Genomic DNA, 21496 nt, shown 5'->3' on the forward strand with positions numbered 1-21496 from the left:
TTACATTCCTATTATCTTATTAAATAGTATTTATTCTCATTTGAATTTAGTTTAAATAAGTGTTTTTTATTTTATTGTTATTATTTAACCTAATTTATTCGATATAAATTTGATTAATATTACTAAAATAACTTACCTATCGATATATTATAAAGTATATAGCTCTATAAATAGGTATTGAGATGAATAGCCAAATTGTTATTGACTCTAAAAAATGTATTGGCTGTAAAACATGTGAAGTTGTTTGTTCAGTCGGTCATACATCAGAAAAAAATGGAAATGATTTTCTCAATAAAAAGAATTTTCATCCAAGGATCCGCATTATTAAATTAATGCATCAGTTTACAGCTTCTGTTTGCCATCAGTGTGAAGATGCACCTTGTGCCCAAGCTTGCCAGACAAAAGCATTAGTGCGTGGTGAAAACTTTGTCGAAACGCACCCTGAAAATTGCATTGGGTGTAGAGCTTGTCTTTTAGCTTGCCCATTTGGAGTCATTGAGCTTGAGAAAAAAGCACATTCAGCGCCTACCTCTTGTTTAGATCTTGGCCAGCAATTTCAAATTGATATCGTTAAATGTGATTTATGCAATCATAGAGAGCAGGGCCCTGCTTGTGTTGAGTTTTGTCCTCAAGACGCCTTAATCTTTGTTTCTGATAATGAATTGTCACAATTAACTGCTCAACGCAGAAAAAACTCTATTTTACATGAGTTACCAACGACGTCTTACTAAGGTTTATTCCTATAATAATCGCTACGTGGCACAAAAAATTTAATAGCCTTATTCAGTTTATATAAGGCTATTACTTCTTACTTTTTACCACCTTGAAAGCGCTTAACTGTAGTTATCTATATCGAAACCACCCTACCATCTGGTATCATTGTCGACTTATCAATTTTCTTGCCATAAATAACTTTGTTTTTCACACAACTTATCATTTGAGCCTATAAGATATTTTATTGATTTATCATGTTGTTAAGGTATCAAAACAGCGAAGAACAAAGCCTTGGTTAGCAAGTTACAGAATAATCAGCAACGATATAGAACCGTAAAAAATGAGCATCCCAAAAGAGCAGTATAATTTCAACAAACTACAAAAACGCTTACGCCGCGATGTTGGGCAAGCTATCGCTGACTTTAATATGATTGAAGATGGCGATAAAATCATGGTCTGCCTTTCTGGTGGTAAAGATAGCTACACGCTACTTTCTATCTTAATGAATCTGCAAAAAAGTGCGCCAATTAACTTTTCACTTATTGCAGTCAATTTAGACCAAAAACAACCTGGATTCCCTGAGCATATTCTACCTGAGTATTTAAATGAGCTTGGTGTGGAATATAAAATTGTTGAAGAGAATACCTATGGGATCGTTAAAGATATTATTCCTGAAGGTAAAACAACCTGCTCTTTATGCTCACGTTTACGTCGTGGTATTTTATATCGCACAGCAACAGAAGTTGGTGCAACTAAAATTGCTTTAGGTCACCATCGTGATGATATTTTAGAAACATTATTTTTAAATATGTTCTATGGTGGCAAGCTTAAAGGTATGCCACCTAAATTAATGAGTGATGATGGCAAACAAATCGTTATTCGTCCTCTAGCTTACGCTCGTGAGAAAGATATTGAGCGTTTTGCACAAGCTAAGCAATTCCCAATTATTCCATGCAATCTTTGTGGCTCACAGCCTAACCTTCAGCGCCAAGTAATTAAAGAGATGCTAAGAGATTGGGATAAACGTTATCCTGGTCGTATTGAAACTATGTTTAGAGCAACTCAAAATATTGTCCCTTCACATTTATGTGATACTCAATTATTTGATTTTGTTAACATCAAGCATGGTGATGAAGTCATTAATGGTGGCGACTTAGCTTTTGATAAAGACGATATTCCAACCGTTCCAGTGATGTTCCAAGAAGAAGATGACGAACGTCCTGACTTTAGCCAAAACAAACTCGATATTGTTGAAGTGAAATAATGCACTATCTCCTAAGCCTTACATTCAGGGCTTAGGATTTTTATGACTAAATAATAGCCAACAATAAATTTAAGCAAAAAAAACCGATGTTAATAAACATCGGTGTAATAATGGTCAATTATTCTGTATTAAGAACTCAATATGAGAAAAACTACAATTATGGAGCACAACGTTCATCGCTCAACGTTGTATTCACCTGCGAGAGTTATAATGCCAGATGTTCTATTTTAAAAAATTGATATATCTCAAACAGGGTTAGAGAATTCTTTTTTAAATCCATTTAGTTACGATTAATTTGCTGAAAATTTACAACCATCTACTACGCTTTAACCACCAAGTAACAATCACAATCAAAACAAAGAGAGATAAACAAAAGATGGTAAAACCATAAGGAAACTCATTTCCGGGTATTCCGCCTAAATTGACACCAAATAGCCCTGTTAGAAATGTTGTTGGTAAAAATAACATCGCCATTAGCGACATCGTATAAGTACGTCTATTCATCGCATCAGCCATCATTGATGTTATTTCATCAGCAATCACCGCGGTACGAGAAATACTACTATCCAAATCCTCTAAACGTCGAGAAAGCCTTTCTGAAATTTCTAACATCGTAACTCTATCGCTATCACTCATCCACGGTAATTTTTCAATAGAAAGTCTTGAGAATACGTCTCTCTGAGGCGCCATATAGCGACGTAAAACTATTAACTGCTTTCTTAATAATGCGAGTTCACCTCTCGCGGGTATTTGTTGATCAAGGATCATATCTTCCAATTCAATTAATTGGTCATGCAAAGTCTCAACAAATTCGCCTATTTCATCAGTCACAGCATCAGCCATCGTAATTAGCCAATCGCCACTATTTTCAGGCCCATTACCTAGTTCTAAAGTATGAATAACAGAATCTACAGAATTAACTCGGCGGTGACGGCTTGAAACGATAGTTTGACTGTTAATATAAATTCTAAAAGCAACAAGCTCATCTGGTCGATCATTAGGATTATTATTAATTGTTTGCAGATTGATAACGATACCTTCACCAATGCGTTGTGCTTTTGGTCTGACGTTCTCTGCAAGCAATATATCTTTAGCAATTGGTGGAAGTAATTCTGTCTCTTGTATCCATTGAGCACTTTGTGGTTTACGGTAATCTAAGTGCACCCAGTATGGTTTTTCATTTGTTGCAACAGTCTCTGCTGTGATTTCTGTTACTCCTCCATGCCCATTAAGTTGTGCTATGTAAATAGCATCTGAATCTTGTATAACAGAGTCATTAATTGTTTTCACTTAGCTTCCTCCATAACTTTTGCTTTTTAAAGGTAATACTTAAACTCAATGCTCAATTGTCAAATATGATTGATCTACCTTCATTTTATAACGTTATGTTTTGAGTTGTTATTCTATACTTTTTTCTAGTTATCTGTATATCAACCCTATTTTTGTTTAATTCATCTAAAACTTCTATTTATCTTCATCACTTTAGGATTATTACACTAAATTAAATACTGATAGTTACGTTAGGATATTAATACTTAGAATAACAGCAGGTAACTTATTTTGTTTACAGGAAAAAAATTACCTGCTGTAATTTATAATAATTATCTGTCTGGTGTATACTAAATATTCTTTAATACATTTATTGCACCCTAAAAATAAGGTCATCAATATGAAAAAATTTATCGCTATTCCTTTATTTTTGCTTTTAGCTGGATGCAATGATGCAACTTCAACTAAAAGTGCAAATACAACACCTACTACGGGAACAACAAAAACGCTTCTAGTAGATTCACAACTGTATGATTGTGTTGGTGTCGCACCAATGAAGTGTATGAAAGTGAAAGAGTTACCTTCTGGCGAATGGTCTTTGTTCTATCAAAATATTGATGGTTTTGAATATAAAGCAGGAACTGAATACACATTAAAAGTTAATGTTACAGATATTCCTAACCCTCCAGCAGATGCACCAAGTGTGAAATATACACTGATTGAAGTTGTAGATAAGAAATAAAACACCACTCTAAAATCTAGCTCACAATAGGTATTAAAACTTATTGTGAGTATTTTCACCTATTACACTCAATTTCTGCTACCTACCATTAAAATAATAACACCTCATTATATTACCACTTAAAATTATCAATAAATTTTATATTAATTAATAATTGGCTATTTATAATAATTTTATTTTTATTGAGTTTAAAAATAAGCAAACAAACTTTTTTTAAGAGTAATTTCAATCAATTAATATTGAAATCAACATTTATTTTACTAAAAATAGCGTTCTACACATCAACATAGAAACCCTACAATGAATAAATTAGCCCTTACTTTAATTAGCTTTGCTTTATCTTATTCTTCTACATTACATGCCAATGATAAAACACATACCCTCTCTGCTGGTTATATTTACGGCAAAATAAAAGGTGACACCGCAAAAGGAGAGATAATCAGTTATCGATATGAAACAGAAAATACTTGGGGAATATTAATTTCTCTACTGCGTTTAAATACAAATCATAAAGAATATTTTATTGATCCACGCTTTACCACACCGTCAACAATAAAATACCGAACCAAAACCACAGGCCTATTAATCGGCCCAACTTATAGAATAACACCTGAAATTTCTGTTTATGCTCAAATGGGTCCTAATAAATTAAAGTATCAGGAAGACAAACATCACTCTAAAATAAATACAACAGACTCTCATATTGTAAATACAACAAGTGTAATTGGTCAAATTGGCATCGATTATAATCCTGTTAAGGATATCTCGTTTAGCTTGGGCTATCTTTACTCTGATACCACAGCAAATAAGCGACATCTTGAATTAAGTGTTTTACAATTATCTCTAGGATTCCGTTTTTAAACGACTTTCTAATAATTATTGACAATCCATAATTTAATTTAATTATAAAGAAAAATGAATGGATAATTCTACTTTTAAATTACTCAAACACCATAATAAATATATTAGGCTTTATTACAATTAAGTATTTATATCTATAAATAAAACAAAACATAATATTTAACATCAAGCACATTGCACAATTGGTCAAAACAATACCATAAAAATGTATTAACATATCACTTGCAATGTTTATTCCTTTTGAGTCTCCTTCTGTTTTTATAGCAGAGGGATTTTTTTTGTTATAATATTTTATTAATTACTGTAACAGTTAGATACAATAAAAAGCGTGCAAAGAAAGCCTTAAGAATATAATTTATATCCAGACAATAAATCACCCTGCTTTATTTTGCTACGCCCCTTTTTTTAAAGGGGTTCTTTTTTATTGACACTCTCTACTATTTTCTCATACTTCTTTAGTTTTCTTATTATTGATACATGCAAACGTATAAATCACAACTTCTTTACATTCTATTTGTACATAAAAATAAAAAAACACCCCAAAATAGATATTAATTTTGAGGCATAATTTAAACTTTTAATTTAGTTTCTATGTTAGTGCTTTAGAATATAAAGCGTATGGCTATATGCAACATCTTCTGGATTCTTAATTGGATAACCTTTTAGCCATGGCTTTATTAATCGCCCATTTGTATATTGATAAATAGGTGCTATTGGTGCATCTTCAGCAATTATTTGTTCAGCACGGTTATACAAACTATTTCGCTCATTTGTATCAATAGCCATACTAGATAATGCTAACACTTCATCATATTGCTTATTCTGATATTTAGAAATATTACCGGTGTGTTTAGAACCTAATAGGCTTAAAAAAGTAGAAGGCTCATTATAGTCACCAATCCATGATGCCCTTATAACATCAAAATCCCCCGAATTTCGGCTATCAATATATGTTTTCCATTCCTGATTACGTAATTCGACTTTCACTCCTAATTTTTTCTTCCACATAGAAGCAACTGCAATAGCAATTTTCTGATGATTCTCTGAATTATTGTATAACAATGAGAGTGTTAATGGATTATGAGGGCCATATCCAGCAGCCGCTAACAAGATCTTAGCCTGACTGTCTAATTCATCTTGATTGTATTCATCATAAATTGTAGGTTCTGGGGTAAAGCCCGCCGTTACATCAGGTGTGAAACGGTTTGCTGATTTCTCCCCTGTTCCTAATACTTTATCAGTGATAATTTTTCTATCTATCGCCATCGCTAATGCTTTACGTACACGAATATCTTTTGTTGGCCCTGATTGAGTATTAAAAGCATAATAATAAGTTCCTAACTGGTCAGGAATATAAACCTCATTAGGAATATCTTTCATTAATTTATGGTATAAATTTTTCGGGAACGACTCTGTAATATCAATATCACCAGCTAAATAACGTTTAGTCGCATGTGATTCATGATTAATAGGCACAAAAGTGACTTTAGTTAATACTGTATTTTTATGATCCCAATAATAAGGATTTGGCGTTAATACAATCTTCTCATTAACGACTCTGTCTTTTAAAACAAAAGCCCCATTTCCGACTAAATTGCCAACTTTAACCCACTCGGCACCATATTTTTCAATACTATGACGAGGTACAGGATATAACGAAAAATTAGTCGTCAAATTTGGAAAATAAGAAACTGGTCGTTCTAACGTGACTTTTAGTGTTTTTTCATCAATCGCTTCTACACCTAATGATGTTGGTTTTAATTCTCCATCAATAATTTTTTGTGCATTTTCAATCGATGCGAGTGAGGCATACCATGCAAAAGGTGAAAGATTTTTAGGATCAACCAACCTTTGCCAACTATAGACAAAATCTGTTGCTGTTACTTTTTCACCATTGGACCATTTTGCATTATCACGTAAAGTGAAGATCCACACGCGATTATCTTCTGTGCGCCAACTCTGAGCAACTCCCGGAATGGGTCGTCCATACTCATCTTCTATCGTCAACCCTTCAAACAAATCACGTTGCACTTGAGCTTCTGTTAATCCTACTGCATTAATAGGATCAAGTGATGCAGGCTCATCTTTCAAATGTCGAACCACTTCTTGCTTTTTATCGAGTATCGTTCCTACGGGGACTACTGCCGCATTTACCTGCGATGTGAGCAATCCTTGAACGACAAGTGCACATGAGATGACGAATATTTTGCGCATGTCTGTTTCGTCCTGTAATCTGTATGAGAATGAACAGCACAATTATAAGAGCCTGATAAAAAGGCACAATCACTGATTACAAATATTTTATAAATTTTTATGTTTTTAGTGATGACTATGCCAATAGTGGCAAATTTTAATAATGGTTAAGCATTAACGAGAATTATCGTTAATAATGAGTATTAATAACAGTTAGTCTGACAACTAATAAAGGAGAACAACAATGGCACATCAAGTTACTTTACAAGGAAATGCAGTGGCACTAACGGGTAATTTCCCAGCAGTAGGTCAAAAAGCTGCAGATTTCTCTCTTGTTGGTAAAGATCTTAATGATGTTTCTTTAGCGAATTTTGCAGGTAAACGTAAAGTTCTAAACATTTTCCCAAGTGTAGATACTGGTGTTTGTGCTGCAAGCGTTCGCCAATTTAATAAAGTTGCAAATGAATTAAATAACACCGTTGTTTTATGTATTTCAGCTGATTTACCTTTTGCTCAAGCACGTTTTTGTGGTGCAGAAGGCTTAGACAACGTTGTGACTTTATCTACAATGCGTGGTGCTGAATTCAAAGAAAACTACGGCGTTGCAATTGCATCAGGCCCATTAGCTGGCTTAACGAGCCGTGCAGTAATTGTTTTAGATGAAAATAACACTGTTATCTACACCCAGTTGGTTGATGAAATCACAACTGAACCAAATTATGATGATGCATTAAACGCATTAAAATAATACTGATAAAAAAATAGACGGGCATTATGCTCGTCTATTTTTATTATGCACAAAATCTTACTACTCAATTAATCTTCAGACTTCTCACCCTTTTTACTCGTAAGATTATATTCTCTTAGCTTATTCGCAATAGCAGTATGAGAAATGCCTAAGCGTTTTGCTAATTTACGTGTACTTGGATAATCACGGTATAAACGCGTTAAAATAGAAGCTTCAAAGCGTTTTGTCATTTCATCTAACGAGCCTTCTAATAAGTTCTCATCAAATAATGTTTCATCCGTATGCTCAGGTAACGTAATATCTTGAACACGTAATGTATTTCCGACTAACTGTGCCATTGCTTGGTAAACAATATTCCGTAATTGACGAATATTACCCGGCCAAGAATATTGCATTAAATAATTTGAGAAATCGGTAGAAATAGATGGTACTCCCATCTTTTGTTCTTGGCAGTACTGATTAATAAAATGAGTTGCCAACGGAATTATATCGTCCTTTCTTTCTCTTAATGGCGGTAATGTTAGTGTTAATACGTTCAATCGGTAATAGAGATCTTCTCTAAACAATCCCTTTTGTACTAATTCCCATAAGTTTTTCTGAGTAGCACAAATAATACGCACATCGACATTAACTTCTTCTTCTTCGCCCACTCTGCGGAACGTTCCGTCATTTAAAAAGCGTAGAAGTTTGATCTGCATTTGCGGTGACATTTCACCGATTTCATCAAGTAAAACAGTGCCACCATTAGCTTGCTCAAAAAAGCCCTTTTTTCCTTCAATAGCATTAGGATAAGCACCTGCTGCATAGCCAAATAACTCACTTTCAACAACATCATCAGGCATTGACGCACAATTTAAGCCAAGAAATGGATACCTTAAACGGTTACTTAGTAAATGGCAGGCTTTTGCCAATAAATCCTTTCCTGTACCTGTTTCACCCACTAATAACAATGGATCATTCATTATTGCCATTTTCTTTGCACGAATAATAAGCTGCTTCATTTTAGGTGTTACGGCAATAATTTGGTCAAACCCACTTTGATCATTAGCCACTAATTTAGGATGATCATAAATAATTTCATGATATTTCAGTAAAACAAAAGCTCCAACACAATGATTATATTGGTTATCATCCGTAAGTTTAATTGGGACTATTTCCATTTCAAAATTCTGTTTTTTCACAGTAATAGGCACCATTTGGATAAAGTGCTCTTTTTGTTCTAAAAAACGATGAATATTAAAATTTGGAATAAATTGATTAAATGTTTTCTCAGAATGGTCATCTGGAGATAAACCAAAAAGCAGTCTTGTTGCAGGATTGAGTAACTTGACCTTGCCTTTGGTATCAATAGAAAAAACAGGAACAGGGACAGACTCTAATAGTGTCCAAATTGCACGATGTTCTTGCTCTGATGGCATAAATGCAACAGTACGCACATCAATAACACCATTTATTCGACGTATTTCCGCCATCAACGGTTGAAAAATATCAAAATCAATCTGTGAAAAATTCAGGTAAATAAGACCTATTGGGAATATTTCAATTCCACGCAAATCAATATTTTTTAATACTAGCAGATCTAATAATTCACGGGTTAACCCGATGCGATCTTCACAAGTGACCTCTAAACGCATTATAAACCTTCTTAATACTGAGTGACCCTGAACTAATTCTAGATATTATACATAAATATCAACGAAATAAAGAGGCTTGTCAGCAAAGGTTGACACTACTAGCATTTATTTTTACACAACTAAATTAATCTCCTGATTTTTAACCAAGATTATTTATGCTTTAAAAAAGCCGAATAACGAAAATGAAGAGGGTTTTATTATTTTTTTTAGTTCAAAATCGATAAGATATTCGACATCCTTTACCAAAGGGCTTAATTCTCGACGGATTACCTTTTTGATAGTTTTACATCCATTATCAAAACAAAAAAGGAGATAATCTAATGCATTTATTGCCTTTTCTCTCTTATCCGACTCACTCAGATATTCAAAAAATTGGGATGTCTCTTTTATTTGAAATGACTTAGGTTGATTTTGGTATTGTCTCTTTTTAATCTCGCTAATCGTCTCACTAAGAATAGGGATTAAAATGCTGAGCTGGTTATCGATATTTGAGACATTAAATGCCGAACTCAAATAGAGTTGACGCCTTTGTTTAGAAAGTTTTTTTATTACTGACATTTGTATTTCTTTCATATTTTAACCTAGTTAGAAGGATTATTTATTAGCCACTTTTCTATTTTTTATAAATAAAAAACCTCTCTATTTATTAAATAGCAAGTCGCTTACAAATTAGACACTTGAAAATATATTGAGAAAATAGCTCTGTGGTACGTCTTTGTGGTGATATTTAACGCTATTTATCATACTAAACTCAATACTATTTTCTTTCGAAAAAGGAATATTATGATTAAAATTACAAATATTTCACTACAGGAACACACATTAACATTTAAATACAATTAGTTAAAAATCATCTTTTTTTACATAAGAACTTATTCTTCTTAAAATTCTTTATCACAATAGTTTCTTATTAAAATAATAACATCATTACCAATAAAATAATAAAAACACTTTATATTATTTAACGCCTTATTTTAAAATAATATCTTATGACTTCCTTCATTATGGTTATTTTATATAAACAATACTTTTGCTAATTTTTATACAAAAAAACCGCAGAAAGGTTTCTACGGTTTTTATTTAAAATTGCTAAAAGGTAAGAATAATAATTTATTCCTTTTTCTTGCCACCAATTGTAGTTTTTAATTTTCCTATTAGCTCTTTTCTAAAATCGCCTAACTTAGGTTTATTATCATCAATCCACGGTAAAGGACGGCATAGTTCCATTGCTTTTATTCCTAAGCGTGCCGTTAGTAAACCGGCTCCAATACCTTGAGCAGCCCTTGTTGATAATCGAGCTGCAAGATCTTGTGAAAGCCAGTCCATTCCGACTTCTCTAACCAGTTCTGTCGCACCCGCAAATGCAATATTAACCAGAACAAGGCGAAAGAGTTTTAAACGACTATAGTAGCCTAATTCGATACCGTAAATTTCCGCTATGCGATTAATTAAACGGATATTACGCCAACCAATAAAGGCCATATCAACCATCGCTAGTGGACTAACCGCGATCATTAAGGTTGATTCAGCGGCAGAACGGCTAATTTCGGCCCTTGCTTGTTTATCTAAAATAGGTTGAACAAGTTGGCTATAAAGTTCTAATACCTCTTTATCATTATGTGTGTCATGTAATGCACTTTGCCAACGAATTAATGCTGGATGTTGAGAGCCAATACCCGCTTGTTTAGCGAGCTTTTCGCAAAATGGTCGACCGTTCCCCATCGCATGGCTATAAAGTAATTCTTTTGCTTTATCTCTTTCATCTGCGCGTTGACGTAAACGATAAATACGACGCCACTCTGTTATAACTGATCCTATTCCAGCAACAACAATTAACCCGCCTGCACTGGCTGCACCCAACGCAATCCAGTCAGAATTTGTCCATGAGTCATAAATCCATTGTCCAGTTTGAGCAATAACACTAACCCCTAAAATGGTACTCGCAATCGTTAATAACCGTTTCCAGACACTTTTTTTCGGTTTTAAAATTGATTGAACATCACCTTCTAATTGCCCTTCATTCTCTTCATCTAATTGTGGATCAATAGGTAAAAATTGCTCATTTTCATTAAAGCCAACACCTTTTTTCAAGATGACTTCTTCTTGAAGTATGGGCTCTTTAAAATCAATTCGCGATTTTAATGGCTCATTCATTTTAATTTATCCCCTAACAAAAATTCCATTGCACTATCCATACGAATATGAGGAACCGCACTATCTCTTGATATTTGCTGTGGTCTAAAAGATTCGAAACTAAAACCTTGTTTTTCCCAAAATGCTTTTTCAGGTAATCGCTTAGGAACCTCACCAGGGAAATACACCAACGGTTTGTTATCGCTTAAGCGGAAACCTTTTAATGCTGGAATTTTTTCACCGTGATGATCAACGATCCCACTTTCAGTCGCTGCAATAGAAGCAAGCCCCATGCAATCAATGCTGATCCCTTCAAAAATAGCATTTTGTTTAGCATCTTGAATAAGCTGTTGGAGCAATGACACTAAATTTTCATGTTGATCAACAGTGATATGGTCAGCTTTTGTGGCTGCAAATAAAAGTTTATCGATACAAGGTGAAAATAAGCGTCTAAGTAAGGTTCTTTTTCCATAATGAAAACTGCGCATTAATTGTGTTAATGCTTGGCGCATATCATTAAAAACATCCGCTCCCTGATTTAAAGGTTGTAGGCAATCAACCAAAACAATTTGTCTATCAAATCCTTGGAAATGATCACGATAAAAGCCTTTTACCACATGCTGTCCATAATATTCATAACGCTGTTTAAGCATGCTAATATTAGTACGTTTATCTGCGTTCTTTAATTTAGCAATATCATATTTTTGTAAATCAGCCCAAGGGAAAAATTGCAAAACAGGTGCTCCCGCTAATTCACCCGGTAATACAAAGCGTCCTGGTTGAATAAAATGAAGCCCTTCTTTTTTACATGCTAATAAATAATCAGTGTAAGCAGAGGCAATATCAGCTAATAACGTTTCATCAGCTGGTGCAAAGGGATCACACTTTTTAAGAAGTAATTGCCAATTTTGTTCTGGTGATGTTCTTTGGCGATTGACCTTATTTATTTGATCTGACCATTCAAAATAGTCTTGTTCGAGCATAGGTAAATCTAATAACCATTCGCCGGGATAATCAACAATTTCTAAATAAAGTGAAGATGTCTCTTTTATAAAACGTGTTAAAGATTCATTAGAACGATAACGAAGCTGTAAACGAATTTCACTAACCCCTTTAGTAGGAACAGGCCAACTTGGAGGCGTATGATAAAGCGACTCCATACCTTCATCATAAGTAAAACGGGGAATATTTAAATTATGTTGAGGAATACGCTTTACACCTAGTAGCTGCTTATTTCGTGCTGCCGAAAATAGCGGTAAACGCGCCCCAGTGTGCACATTAATAAGTTGATTAACTAACGAGGTAATAAATGCTGTTTTACCACTTCGACTTAATCCCGTTACGGCCAAACGAAGATGTCTATCAACACCGCGATTAATAAAAGCTGTAAGTTCATTTTGTAGGCGTTTCATGTTTCTCCCAAGACACTTGACGCGATAGCTTATTTAAACCTGCCTTAATAACAGGTTCAGCTATCAATAGAACCAGCCAACGTAGCGGTTTGCTACTTACTCTTTTTAATATACCGCCTGTAATTGCTGCTGGCCCAAATAAAGTGAATAACATTAACCCAAATGTTAACCCTTTTTTGGCTAATTGGGTGAGTTTATTTGTTTTTAAAGAAACGAATACTTGATTAGAATTCACAATACGCTCCTCAATCAAAAATTTTACTCTCTCATAATATAAGCGTTGAAAAGACAAACGACTTGAAAGAAAGACGCTCCATTTTAGGAGCGTCTTATGTGATTAAATGGCAAAAATATTACAAATCTCGAAAGCGTTTATTTAACTGATAAGTAGAAGAGGTAATGTAACGTTCCATTTGTTGTAAACGTTTTTCACCTTGCATCAATTGATTATCAACTCCGCTTAAAATTTCTTTTAAGCTCTCTTGCTGATTTTCACCTTGCTGGTAATTAGCAGGAGCGGGCTCCATAAAGAAACTTAAGACAAGATAAGCAATAATAGTTAAACCGAAAAAGCCAGCAAACAGCGCAATCACCGCAATAACCCTGACAAGTAAAACAGGAATATTAAAATAATGGGCTAGGCCTGCGCATACGCCACGGATCACGCCCTCTTGTGGCAAGCGATACAATTGTTTGCTCTGCATCGTCATTATGATTGCCTCCAGTTAGGATGTTCTGCATCAAGTATTTGTTCTAATGTCTTAATGCGCTCCTGCATTTGCTGAGCCTTATCCACCAGCGCGCTCAGTCGCTGCATTTCTTGTTGGGTTAGCTGAACATTACCTCCACCTTTCTGACTGTTGTAATGCAACCACAGCCAGATAGGGAGAATAAACAAAATAAAAATGGTCAGTGGTATTCCCAGAAATATATAGCCCATTACATATCCTTTATAAGATGGTTATTACGCTTGCTGTTACTCTTTGTTGATATTGATTTTAGCTTTTAATGCCGCTAATTGCGCGCTAATTTCGTCATCAGCTTTTAATTCAGCAAACTGTTGGTCTAATGATTTCTCTTTACCTAACCCGTAACTTTGAGCTTCACCTTCCATATGATCAATGCGGCGTTCAAATTGCTCAAAACGCGCCATTGCTGCATCCATTTTGCCACTGTCTAATTGACGACGAACTTGGCGAGATGAGTTTGCTGCTTGATGACGCACAACTAAAGACTGCTGTTTTGCGCGTGTTTCAGTCAGTTTATTTTCTAACTCGCTAATTTCACCTTTTAAACGAGTTAACGTTTCATCAATAATAATGAGTTCGTGTTTCAATGTGTCATTAACTGATGCTACACGTTGTTTTTCGATTAATGCCGCACGAGCTAAATCTTCTTTTTCCTTAATAAGAGCCAACTCTGCTTTATCCTGCCAGTCTTTCATCTGTTTTTCAGCTTGTTCGATACGGCGTTCTAGTCCTTTCTTTTCAGCTAAAGTACGTGCAGAAGTTGTGCGAATTTCAACTAACATATCTTCCATTTCTTGGATCATTAAGCGGATCATTTTCTCAGGATCTTCCGCTTTATCTAATAAAGAAGCGATGTTGGCATTAATAATGTCAGCAAAACGTGAAAATATACCCATGATGTCATCCTTAATAGCTATGCTAATTAGTAACGTTGAATTATTTCAATAATGGCGCACTGTCGTAACGCCCTGCTTACTTTAATTAATACAATTTGCGTGCCAACTTTTGAAATTCACTTAAACTATTAATAATTAGCGATTTATATTATTCGCCTATTTTTCGAACACCTGATAAACTGGCAAAAAACACCTCAATATGGTGAATTTAACCAATGAATGAGAATTTAGAGACAATAATCGGCGTTGATAATCAATTTATTGATGTATTAGAACAAACTTCAGCACTTGCTCAATTAAAAAAACCTGTATTAATTATTGGTGAAAGAGGTACAGGTAAAGAGTTGATCGCTCATCGATTACACTATCTTGCTCCTTGGTGGCAAGGGCCTTTTATTTCAATCAACTGCTCTGCACTCAATGATAATTTACTTGATTCTGAACTATTTGGTCATGAAGCCGGTGCTTTTACGGGCGCTAAAAATCGTCATCAAGGCCGTTTTGAGCGTGCTGATGGCGGTTCTCTTTTTCTTGATGAACTGGCGACAGCGCCTATGCTTGTACAAGAAAAGCTCTTGCGCGTCATTGAGTATGGTCATTTAGAGCGTGTTGGAGGCAGTCAATCTCTACATGTTGATGTTAGGCTTATTTGCGCGACAAATGCAGATTTACCCGCAATGGCAGAGGAAGGTAAATTTCGAGCCGATTTACTCGATAGATTGGCGTTTGATGTGATTAGGCTCCCGCCATTAAGAGAGCGACGAGCAGATATTATGTTGCTTGCTGAAAATTTTGCTATCTCAATGTGTCAAGAGTTAGGTTTACCCTTCTTTCCTGGTTTTAGTGATAATGCGTGCCAAGTACTTTTGGATTATTCGTGGCCAGGTAATATTCGTGAGCTAAAAAATGTTGTTGAACGTTCAGTTTATCGTCATGGAACCAGTGATAATGTACTCAATAATATTATTATTGATCCCTTTGCTGGACTTCAAACACCAAAAACACCCATATTAAAAAACTCATCTAAAGAAAATTTTTCAATACCTACATTACCGTTGAATTTACGCCAATGGCAAAATGATGTAGAAAAAAAATTAGTAAATGAAGCATTAAAAGAATGTTTATATAACCAGAAAGAGGCGGCTGAAAAATTATCACTAAGCTACGATCAATTTAGAGGGTTAATTAAAAAGCATCAAATAATAACTTAATATATTGATAAATTTAGTTTTTTAAATCACTAGAGAATCTAGTAAACAGTAGACAAAAAAAAAGCCAGCACCCGAGCTGGCTAGTAAAAAAATACTGGAAGCAATGTGAGCAATGTCGTGCCCTTGACGGAAAACCTCTTACCGACAAAGGACAATACGGATGATAATCTTTATCATTAGCGTTTGTAAAGCATTTTATTGAGAATTTTTCTCACTTTGTTTTTTTTGACTATTTGGGGATAGAAAGTTTTTTAAGTTACAATAGCAAAATCGTTTCTCTAAAAGACATTATTTATGCGCCCTATTTTATTTATTGGTACTTTGCTACTCACCTTTACAAGTGCAACTTGTATCGCGGATGTAGCACCCAAAACACAAGCGCCATCTATAACGCTTGAGCCAACTCCAATTAATCAAAATGGCTTTGTTTATTGTGTTGATGGCAGTGTAAATACCTTTAATCCACAATTATCAAGTAGTGGATTAATTATTGATCCTCTAGCTGCACAGCTCTATGACCGTCTTTTAGATGTTGACCCTTACACTTATCGTTTGATCCCTGAAATCGCAGCTCGATGGGAAGCATTAGATAACGGCGCGACCTACCGCTTTTATTTACGTAAAAATGTCTCTTTTCAACAAACATCTTGGTTTACACCAACACGAAAACTTACCGCTGATGATGTTATTTTTAGTTTTGAAAGGATGATTAATCCACAAAATCCTTTCAATCAAGTTAATGGCGGTAAATATCCCTATTTTGACAGCTTAAGTTTTGCCAATAATATCAAATCGATAAAAAGACTAGGCCAATATACGGTAGAATTTAGTTTAAAAGAGCCTGACGCTTCTTTTCTATGGCATTTAGCAACACATTACGCCCCTATTCTTTCTGCTGAATACGCGCAGAATTTAGAAAAATCAGGCGATCAATCGCTGCTTGATTGGAAACCAGTAGGAACAGGTCCTTTCTTTTTAGATGAATATCAGCCGGGACAATTTGTTCGTTTGTTTAGAAATAAAGATTACTGGAAAGGCCAACCAAAGATGCAACAGATTGTTATTGATATGGGTGCAGGTGGTACAGGCCGTATATCTAAATTACTCACGGGTGAATGTGATGTTCTAGCCTATCCAGCGGCAAGCCAATTAAAAGTCTTACGTGACGACCCGCGACTAAGATTAACGTTGCGTTCTGGTATGAATATCGCTTATTTAGCCTTTAACACCAGTAAACCACCACTCAATGATCTTAAAGTTCGTCAAGCTATTGCTTATGCCATTAATAATGAACGTTTAATGGAGTCTATTTATTATGGTACGGCTGAAACGGCAGCATCAGTACTTCCTCGTGCATCTTGGGCTTATGATAACCGAGCAAAAATTACAGAGTATAATCCTGAGAAATCGAAACAAATCCTTAAAGAACTAGGCCTTGATGGGCTGAAATTAAATCTTTGGGTACCTAGCGCTTCGCAATCTTATAACCCAAGCCCATTAAAAATGGCTGAACTTATTCAAGCAGACTTAGCGCAAGTTGGTATTCAAATGAATATTCGGCCTATTGAAGGTCGATATCAAGAAACGAGTATGATGGATCGCACCCATGATATGACCCTATCTGGTTGGTCAACTGACAGTAACGATCCCGATAGTTTTTTCCGTCCTCTCTTTAGCTGTGCAGCCATTGGCTCACAAACTAACTTGAGTCATTGGTGTTTACCTAGTTTTGATGATATTTTGAAAAAAGCGCTTTATAGTCAGCAACTTGCTTCAAGAATGGATTATTATCATGAAGCTCAGGATGTTCTTGCTCAAGAGTTACCGGTATTACCTTTAGCTAATTCTTTACGTATGCAAGCATATCGTTATGATATTAAAGGATTGGTATTAAGTACCTTTGGTAATGCGTCTTTTGCTGGTGTTTATCGAGAGGCAGAAGTAAACGAACAAACTCACAAGAAAGAGGCTATAGAATAATCCATGATTATTTATTCAATACGTCGATTACTTTTATTACTTGTGACTCTGTTCTTTTTGTCGCTAGTGAGCTTTAGCCTCAGCTATTACACGCCCAATGCCCCGTTAAGTGGTGCATCACTCACCGATGCCTACTTTTTTTATGCCCATAATATGATCCACTTTGATTTTGGTATTTCCTCTATCAATGGTGAACCTATAAAAGCACAATTAGTGGAAGCACTTCCAGCAACCATGGAGCTTTGTACATTAGCCTTTCTTTTTGCCCTTATTGTAGGTATTCCTGCTGGTATTATTGCTGGGGTTTGGCGTAATAAATCCGCTGATATTATTATCAGTAACTTCGCGCTCTTAGGTTTTTCTGTCCCTGTATTTGGGCTTGCATTGCTGTTAACTCTATTCTTTTCATTAAAATTAGGTTGGCTACCTGTTTCAGGTCGTATTGATTTGCTTTATAACTTGCAACCTATTACTGGCATTGCATTAGTGGATGCATGGTTATCTGATTCACCTTATCGCCAACAAATGATCATTAATGTATTACAACATCTAATTTTACCCGTAATAACGCTGGCTATTGCACCAACCACTGAAGTTATTCGATTAATGCGAAACAGTACGGAAGAAATTATGTCAGAAAACTACGTGAAGGCAGCCGCGACTCGAGGTCTCTCACGTTTTACAATTATTCGTCGCCATATTCTTCATAATGCTTTACCCCCTATCATCCCTAAATTAGGCTTACAGTTCTCTACCATGCTTACACTCACTATGGTGACAGAAATTGTATTTAACTGGCCAGGGCTTGGTCGTTGGTTAGTCACAGCAATCCGCCAACAAGATTATTCTGCTATTTCAGCTGGTGTAATGTTGGTGGGTTCAATGGTCATTATCGTCAACGTCTTATCCGATATTGTGGGCGCAATGAGCAACCCGATGAAACACAAGGTGGGATATGCCTTTAGATAGCCAATTTTATAAAGAGAAAAAAACACCCACACCTGCAGCGGTGATTTGGCAATGTTTTTCTAAAGACGTTATCTCAATGGTAGGATTTTATGGCGTTCTTTTTCTCTTAGTGCTCAGTATTATAGGCCCTTATATTGCGCCTTATGCGCTTGATCAACAGTTTTTTGGTCATCAACTAACGCCACCGTCTTGGTATCAAAACGGCAATGTCTCCTATTTTTTTGGTACAGATGATTTAGGGCGCGATGTATTTAGCCGAATTTTAATTGGTACAAGCATGACCTTTGGTGGCGCATTTATTGTCACTTTTGCAGCAACACTAATGGGATTAATTATCGGCTGTTTTGCAGGCATGACCCATGGCTTAAAATCCGCCATTCTTAATCATATATTAGACACTTTATTATCAATTCCATCCCTGCTACTTGCTATTATTGTTGTAGCTTTTGTAGGAACAAGTCTTGGTCATGCCATGATAGCGATTTGGTTGGCGCTGTTACCTCGTTTAGTCAGAATGATTTACTCTGCTGTTAATGATGAATTAAACAAAGAGTATGTGATTGCTTCTCGACTTGATGGTGCATCAAACATTTCCATTTTATGGTACACCGTACTACCTAATATCACGCCTGTATTAGTTTCTGAATTAACACGCGCATTCTCAATTGCTATTCTTGATATTACAGCATTAGGTTTTCTCAATTTAGGTGCTCAACTTCCTTCACCCGAATGGGGAGCGATGTTAGGCGATTCCTTAGAGTTAATTTATGTTGCTCCTTGGACAGTTTTAATTCCGGGCGCCACTATTATGATAAGCGTTTTACTGGTGAACCTTTTAGGTGATGGTTTACAGCGTGCAATAAATGAGGGAGTTGAATAATGCCTTTATTGGATATACGCAATTTAACCATTGAATTTATGACTCCCGATGGCCCAGTAAAAGCGGTAGATCGTGTTTCTATTACCTTAAATGAAGGTGAAGTGAGAGGCCTTGTTGGCGAATCGGGATCAGGTAAAAGCTTAATTGCAAAAGCAATTTGTGGCGTTACGAAAGATAATATCAACGTGACAGCCGATCGTTTCCGTTTTGATGATATCGACTTACTTAAATTATCACCCAGAGCACGGCGTCGTGTCATTGGCCATAATGTATCAATGATTTTCCAAGAGCCACAATCTTGTCTTGATCCTGCCACAAAAATTGAGCAGCAGCTTATACAGGCAATTCCTGGCTGGACTTTTAAAGGACATTGGTGGCAACGATTTCATTGGCGAAAACGCCGCGCAATTGAATTATTGCACCGTGTGGGTATTAAAGATCATAAAGACATTATGCGCAGCTACCCTTATGAATTAACTGAGGGTGAATGCCAAAAAGTGATGATTGCTATTGCTATTGCAAATCAACCTCGATTACTGATTGCGGATGAACCTACTAACGCAATGGAACCCGCAACACAGACCCAAATCTTTCGTTTACTGACTCGACTCAATCAAAATAACAATATGACCATTTTGTTGATTAGCCATGATTTGCAATGGATGAGTAAATTGGCGAATAAAATTACGGTTATGTATTGTGGGCAAACTGTCGAAACAGCATCCCCTGACGAGTTGTTAATAACACCTTATCATCCTTATACTCAAGCGTTGATCCGCTCTATTCCTGACTTTACCAACTCATTGGCACATAAGAGCCGTTTAAATACATTACCCGGTGCAATCCCCTCACTTGAGCATTTACCTGTGGGTTGCCGTTTAGGGCCTCGTTGCCCTTATGCACAGCGACAATGTATTGAAGCACCTCGGTTACGTTTATTTAAAAACCATGCCGTGGCTTGTCATTTTCCATTAAATGTGGAGCCAACTGATGTTCGATAAACTGCTTGAGGTAAAAAACCTATCAAAGACATTTCGTTATCGTACTGGATTATTTCGGCGTCAACAGTTAGAAGCCGTAAAACCTATAAGTTTTACGCTAGAACCCAAGCAAACTTTAGCCATTATTGGCGCTAATGGTTCAGGAAAATCTACACTCGCGAGAATGCTATCAGGTGTGACTGAGCCTACGGGTGGTGATATCTTTATTAATGGACATCAACTAACTTTTGGTGATTACCCTTATCGTAGTCAGCGAATTAGAATGATATTTCAAGATCCCACTAACTCATTAAACCCACGCCAGCGTATCGGTCAAACATTAGAAATCCCTTTACGCCTGAATACAGACTTAAGTGCAATTGAGCGTGAGAAACGAATTTATCAAACATTACGCCAAGTGGGCCTTTTACCTGAACATGCAAACTATTATCCTCATATGTTTGCATCAGGCCAGCGCCAACGAATTGCGCTTGCACGAGCATTAATATTACAACCTCAAGTTATTATTGCCGATGAAGCTATAGCTTCGCTGGATATGTCTTTGCGCTCACAAATTATAAATTTGATGTTAGAACTGCAAGAGACTCATAATATTGCCTATATTTATGTGACACAAAACTTAGGCATGACAAAACATATTAGCGATAAAATTATTGTGATGGATAATGGTGAAGTCGTTGAACGTGGCAATACAGCAGAAGTTCTTGCATCGCCATTACATGAAGTCACACGAAGATTAGTCGCTAGTCACTTTGGTGAAGCCTTAACAGCAGAAGCTTGGCGCCAAGATTTAATTTAAGTGTAAACAATATAGGCATAATGTTGATTGCACATTATTTC

21 protein-coding genes are annotated in these 21496 nt (G+C 35.8%); 11 read left to right on the plus strand and 10 right to left on the minus strand.

Annotated elements, in window-relative coordinates:
- Nucleotides 1-182: 182 nt before the first annotated feature.
- Both DK857_RS13620 and ttcA read left to right on the plus strand, forming a co-directional pair.
- Nucleotides 183-731 (plus strand): 4Fe-4S dicluster domain-containing protein, encoded by a 549-nt coding sequence (locus DK857_RS13620; protein ID WP_109402458.1) that lies wholly within the window; start codon nt 183-185, stop codon nt 729-731.
- Nucleotides 732-1054: 323 nt separating this feature from the next.
- Nucleotides 1055-1978: a tRNA 2-thiocytidine(32) synthetase TtcA gene (gene ttcA / locus DK857_RS13625; protein ID WP_075672144.1), complete on the plus strand. Its 924-nt coding sequence runs from the start codon at nt 1055-1057 to the stop codon at nt 1976-1978.
- A gap of 306 nt (nt 1979-2284) precedes the next feature.
- Here the strand turns inward: ttcA and zntB are convergent, their stop codons facing one another.
- The gene (gene zntB, locus DK857_RS13630; protein ID WP_109402459.1) at nt 2285-3268 is read right to left on the minus strand and encodes a zinc transporter ZntB; all 984 of its coding nucleotides are present in this window, start codon (nt 3266-3268) and stop codon (nt 2285-2287) included.
- Nucleotides 3269-3647: 379 nt separating this feature from the next.
- Between zntB and DK857_RS13635 the strand changes: the two genes are divergently transcribed.
- Both DK857_RS13635 and DK857_RS13640 read left to right on the plus strand, forming a co-directional pair.
- On the plus strand, nt 3648-3989 hold the full coding sequence (locus DK857_RS13635) for a DUF4377 domain-containing protein (RefSeq protein ID WP_109394308.1): 342 nt from the start codon (nt 3648-3650) through the stop codon (nt 3987-3989).
- Nucleotides 3990-4289: 300 nt separating this feature from the next.
- The gene (locus DK857_RS13640) at nt 4290-4850 is read left to right on the plus strand and encodes an Ail/Lom family outer membrane beta-barrel protein (RefSeq protein ID WP_109394307.1); all 561 of its coding nucleotides are present in this window, start codon (nt 4290-4292) and stop codon (nt 4848-4850) included.
- 594 nt (nt 4851-5444) lie between these two features.
- Here DK857_RS13640 and DK857_RS13645 read toward each other — a convergent pair.
- Nucleotides 5445-7064 (minus strand): peptide ABC transporter substrate-binding protein, encoded by a 1620-nt coding sequence (locus DK857_RS13645; protein WP_109402460.1) that lies wholly within the window; start codon nt 7062-7064, stop codon nt 5445-5447.
- 223 nt (nt 7065-7287) lie between these two features.
- Here DK857_RS13645 and tpx point away from each other — a divergent pair, with 223 nt between their 5' ends.
- Nucleotides 7288-7791: a thiol peroxidase gene (tpx, locus tag DK857_RS13650; RefSeq protein WP_109394305.1), complete on the plus strand. Its 504-nt coding sequence runs from the start codon at nt 7288-7290 to the stop codon at nt 7789-7791.
- 68 nt (nt 7792-7859) lie between these two features.
- Here tpx and tyrR read toward each other — a convergent pair whose 3' ends face one another.
- The 8 genes from tyrR to pspA form a co-directional block, all read right to left on the minus strand.
- Nucleotides 7860-9425, minus strand: a complete 1566-nt coding sequence (gene tyrR, locus DK857_RS13655) for a transcriptional regulator TyrR (protein WP_109394304.1) — start codon at nt 9423-9425, stop codon at nt 7860-7862.
- Nucleotides 9426-9578: 153 nt separating this feature from the next.
- Nucleotides 9579-9998 (minus strand): hypothetical protein, encoded by a 420-nt coding sequence (locus DK857_RS13660; RefSeq protein ID WP_202611117.1) that lies wholly within the window; start codon nt 9996-9998, stop codon nt 9579-9581.
- Between the two features lie 537 nt (nt 9999-10535).
- On the minus strand, nt 10536-11579 hold the full coding sequence (locus DK857_RS13665; RefSeq protein WP_109394303.1) for a YcjF family protein: 1044 nt from the start codon (nt 11577-11579) through the stop codon (nt 10536-10538).
- Nucleotides 11576-12970: a YcjX family GTP-binding protein gene (locus DK857_RS13670; protein ID WP_109402461.1), complete on the minus strand. Its 1395-nt coding sequence runs from the start codon at nt 12968-12970 to the stop codon at nt 11576-11578. The genes DK857_RS13665 and DK857_RS13670 overlap by 4 nt, the downstream gene beginning before the upstream one ends.
- Nucleotides 12951-13205 carry a peptide permease gene (locus DK857_RS13675; protein WP_227003174.1) on the minus strand — a complete coding sequence of 85 codons (255 nt, stop codon included), beginning with the start codon at nt 13203-13205 and terminating at the stop codon, nt 12951-12953. The genes DK857_RS13670 and DK857_RS13675 overlap by 20 nt, the downstream gene beginning before the upstream one ends.
- Nucleotides 13206-13323: 118 nt before the next feature.
- A complete protein-coding gene (pspC, locus tag DK857_RS13680) occupies nt 13324-13680 on the minus strand; it encodes an envelope stress response membrane protein PspC (protein WP_098943052.1) in 357 nt (118 codons plus the stop codon).
- The gene (pspB, locus tag DK857_RS13685; protein WP_069369279.1) at nt 13680-13910 is read right to left on the minus strand and encodes an envelope stress response membrane protein PspB; all 231 of its coding nucleotides are present in this window, start codon (nt 13908-13910) and stop codon (nt 13680-13682) included. Before pspB ends, pspC begins: the two co-directional genes overlap by 1 nt.
- Before the next feature lie 36 nt (nt 13911-13946).
- Complete coding sequence (pspA, locus tag DK857_RS13690; protein WP_072062534.1) at nt 13947-14615, minus strand: phage shock protein PspA; 669 nt, start codon at nt 14613-14615, stop codon at nt 13947-13949.
- Nucleotides 14616-14830: 215 nt separating this feature from the next.
- Here pspA and pspF point away from each other — a divergent pair, with 215 nt between their 5' ends.
- The 6 genes from pspF to sapF all read left to right on the plus strand — a co-directional run bounded on the left by pspF (nt 14831) and on the right by sapF (nt 21455).
- Nucleotides 14831-15826 carry a phage shock protein operon transcriptional activator gene (gene pspF / locus DK857_RS13695; RefSeq protein WP_109394300.1) on the plus strand — a complete coding sequence of 332 codons (996 nt, stop codon included), beginning with the start codon at nt 14831-14833 and terminating at the stop codon, nt 15824-15826.
- A gap of 294 nt (nt 15827-16120) precedes the next feature.
- A complete protein-coding gene (gene sapA / locus DK857_RS13705) occupies nt 16121-17806 on the plus strand; it encodes an ABC transporter substrate-binding protein SapA (protein ID WP_109402462.1) in 1686 nt (561 codons plus the stop codon).
- 3 nt (nt 17807-17809) lie between these two features.
- Nucleotides 17810-18775 carry a putrescine export ABC transporter permease SapB gene (gene sapB, locus DK857_RS13710; protein WP_088496042.1) on the plus strand — a complete coding sequence of 322 codons (966 nt, stop codon included), beginning with the start codon at nt 17810-17812 and terminating at the stop codon, nt 18773-18775.
- Nucleotides 18762-19655 carry a putrescine export ABC transporter permease SapC gene (gene sapC, locus DK857_RS13715; RefSeq protein WP_023582324.1) on the plus strand — a complete coding sequence of 298 codons (894 nt, stop codon included), beginning with the start codon at nt 18762-18764 and terminating at the stop codon, nt 19653-19655. The genes sapB and sapC overlap by 14 nt, the downstream gene beginning before the upstream one ends.
- Nucleotides 19655-20656 (plus strand): putrescine export ABC transporter ATP-binding protein SapD, encoded by a 1002-nt coding sequence (sapD, locus tag DK857_RS13720; protein WP_109394297.1) that lies wholly within the window; start codon nt 19655-19657, stop codon nt 20654-20656. Before sapC ends, sapD begins: the two co-directional genes overlap by 1 nt.
- Complete coding sequence (sapF, locus tag DK857_RS13725; RefSeq protein ID WP_109394296.1) at nt 20646-21455, plus strand: putrescine export ABC transporter ATP-binding protein SapF; 810 nt, start codon at nt 20646-20648, stop codon at nt 21453-21455. The genes sapD and sapF overlap by 11 nt, the downstream gene beginning before the upstream one ends.
- Nucleotides 21456-21496: the final 41 nt, after the last annotated feature.

It is taken from the genome of Proteus terrae, from assembly GCF_003144325.1.
GTDB lineage: Bacteria > Pseudomonadota > Gammaproteobacteria > Enterobacterales > Enterobacteriaceae > Proteus > Proteus terrae.

Bases quoted from the DNA above. Each gene is read 5' to 3' on its own strand.
- sapC (WP_023582324.1), top strand. From the start codon at position 18,762: ATGCCTTTAGATAGCCAATTTTATAAAGAGAAAAAAACACCCACACCT.
- pspF (WP_109394300.1), top strand. From the start codon at position 14,831: ATGAATGAGAATTTAGAGACAATAATCGGCGTTGATAATCAATTTATT.
- sapB (WP_088496042.1), top strand. From the start codon at position 17,810: ATGATTATTTATTCAATACGTCGATTACTTTTATTACTTGTGACTCTG.
- DK857_RS13645 (WP_109402460.1), bottom strand. From the start codon at position 7,064: ATGCGCAAAATATTCGTCATCTCATGTGCACTTGTCGTTCAAGGATTG.
- pspB (WP_069369279.1), bottom strand. From the start codon at position 13,910: ATGGGCTATATATTTCTGGGAATACCACTGACCATTTTTATTTTGTTT.
- sapA (WP_109402462.1), top strand. From the start codon at position 16,121: ATGCGCCCTATTTTATTTATTGGTACTTTGCTACTCACCTTTACAAGT.
- DK857_RS13665 (WP_109394303.1), bottom strand. From the start codon at position 11,579: ATGAATGAGCCATTAAAATCGCGAATTGATTTTAAAGAGCCCATACTT.
- DK857_RS13670 (WP_109402461.1), bottom strand. From the start codon at position 12,970: ATGAAACGCCTACAAAATGAACTTACAGCTTTTATTAATCGCGGTGTT.
- DK857_RS13660 (WP_202611117.1), bottom strand. From the start codon at position 9,998: ATGAAAGAAATACAAATGTCAGTAATAAAAAAACTTTCTAAACAAAGG.
- DK857_RS13620 (WP_109402458.1), top strand. From the start codon at position 183: ATGAATAGCCAAATTGTTATTGACTCTAAAAAATGTATTGGCTGTAAA.
- ttcA (WP_075672144.1), top strand. From the start codon at position 1,055: ATGAGCATCCCAAAAGAGCAGTATAATTTCAACAAACTACAAAAACGC.
- pspC (WP_098943052.1), bottom strand. From the start codon at position 13,680: ATGACGATGCAGAGCAAACAATTGTATCGCTTGCCACAAGAGGGCGTG.
- tyrR (WP_109394304.1), bottom strand. From the start codon at position 9,425: ATGCGTTTAGAGGTCACTTGTGAAGATCGCATCGGGTTAACCCGTGAA.
- pspA (WP_072062534.1), bottom strand. From the start codon at position 14,615: ATGGGTATATTTTCACGTTTTGCTGACATTATTAATGCCAACATCGCT.
- tpx (WP_109394305.1), top strand. From the start codon at position 7,288: ATGGCACATCAAGTTACTTTACAAGGAAATGCAGTGGCACTAACGGGT.
- DK857_RS13640 (WP_109394307.1), top strand. From the start codon at position 4,290: ATGAATAAATTAGCCCTTACTTTAATTAGCTTTGCTTTATCTTATTCT.
- sapF (WP_109394296.1), top strand. From the start codon at position 20,646: ATGTTCGATAAACTGCTTGAGGTAAAAAACCTATCAAAGACATTTCGT.
- DK857_RS13635 (WP_109394308.1), top strand. From the start codon at position 3,648: ATGAAAAAATTTATCGCTATTCCTTTATTTTTGCTTTTAGCTGGATGC.
- sapD (WP_109394297.1), top strand. From the start codon at position 19,655: ATGCCTTTATTGGATATACGCAATTTAACCATTGAATTTATGACTCCC.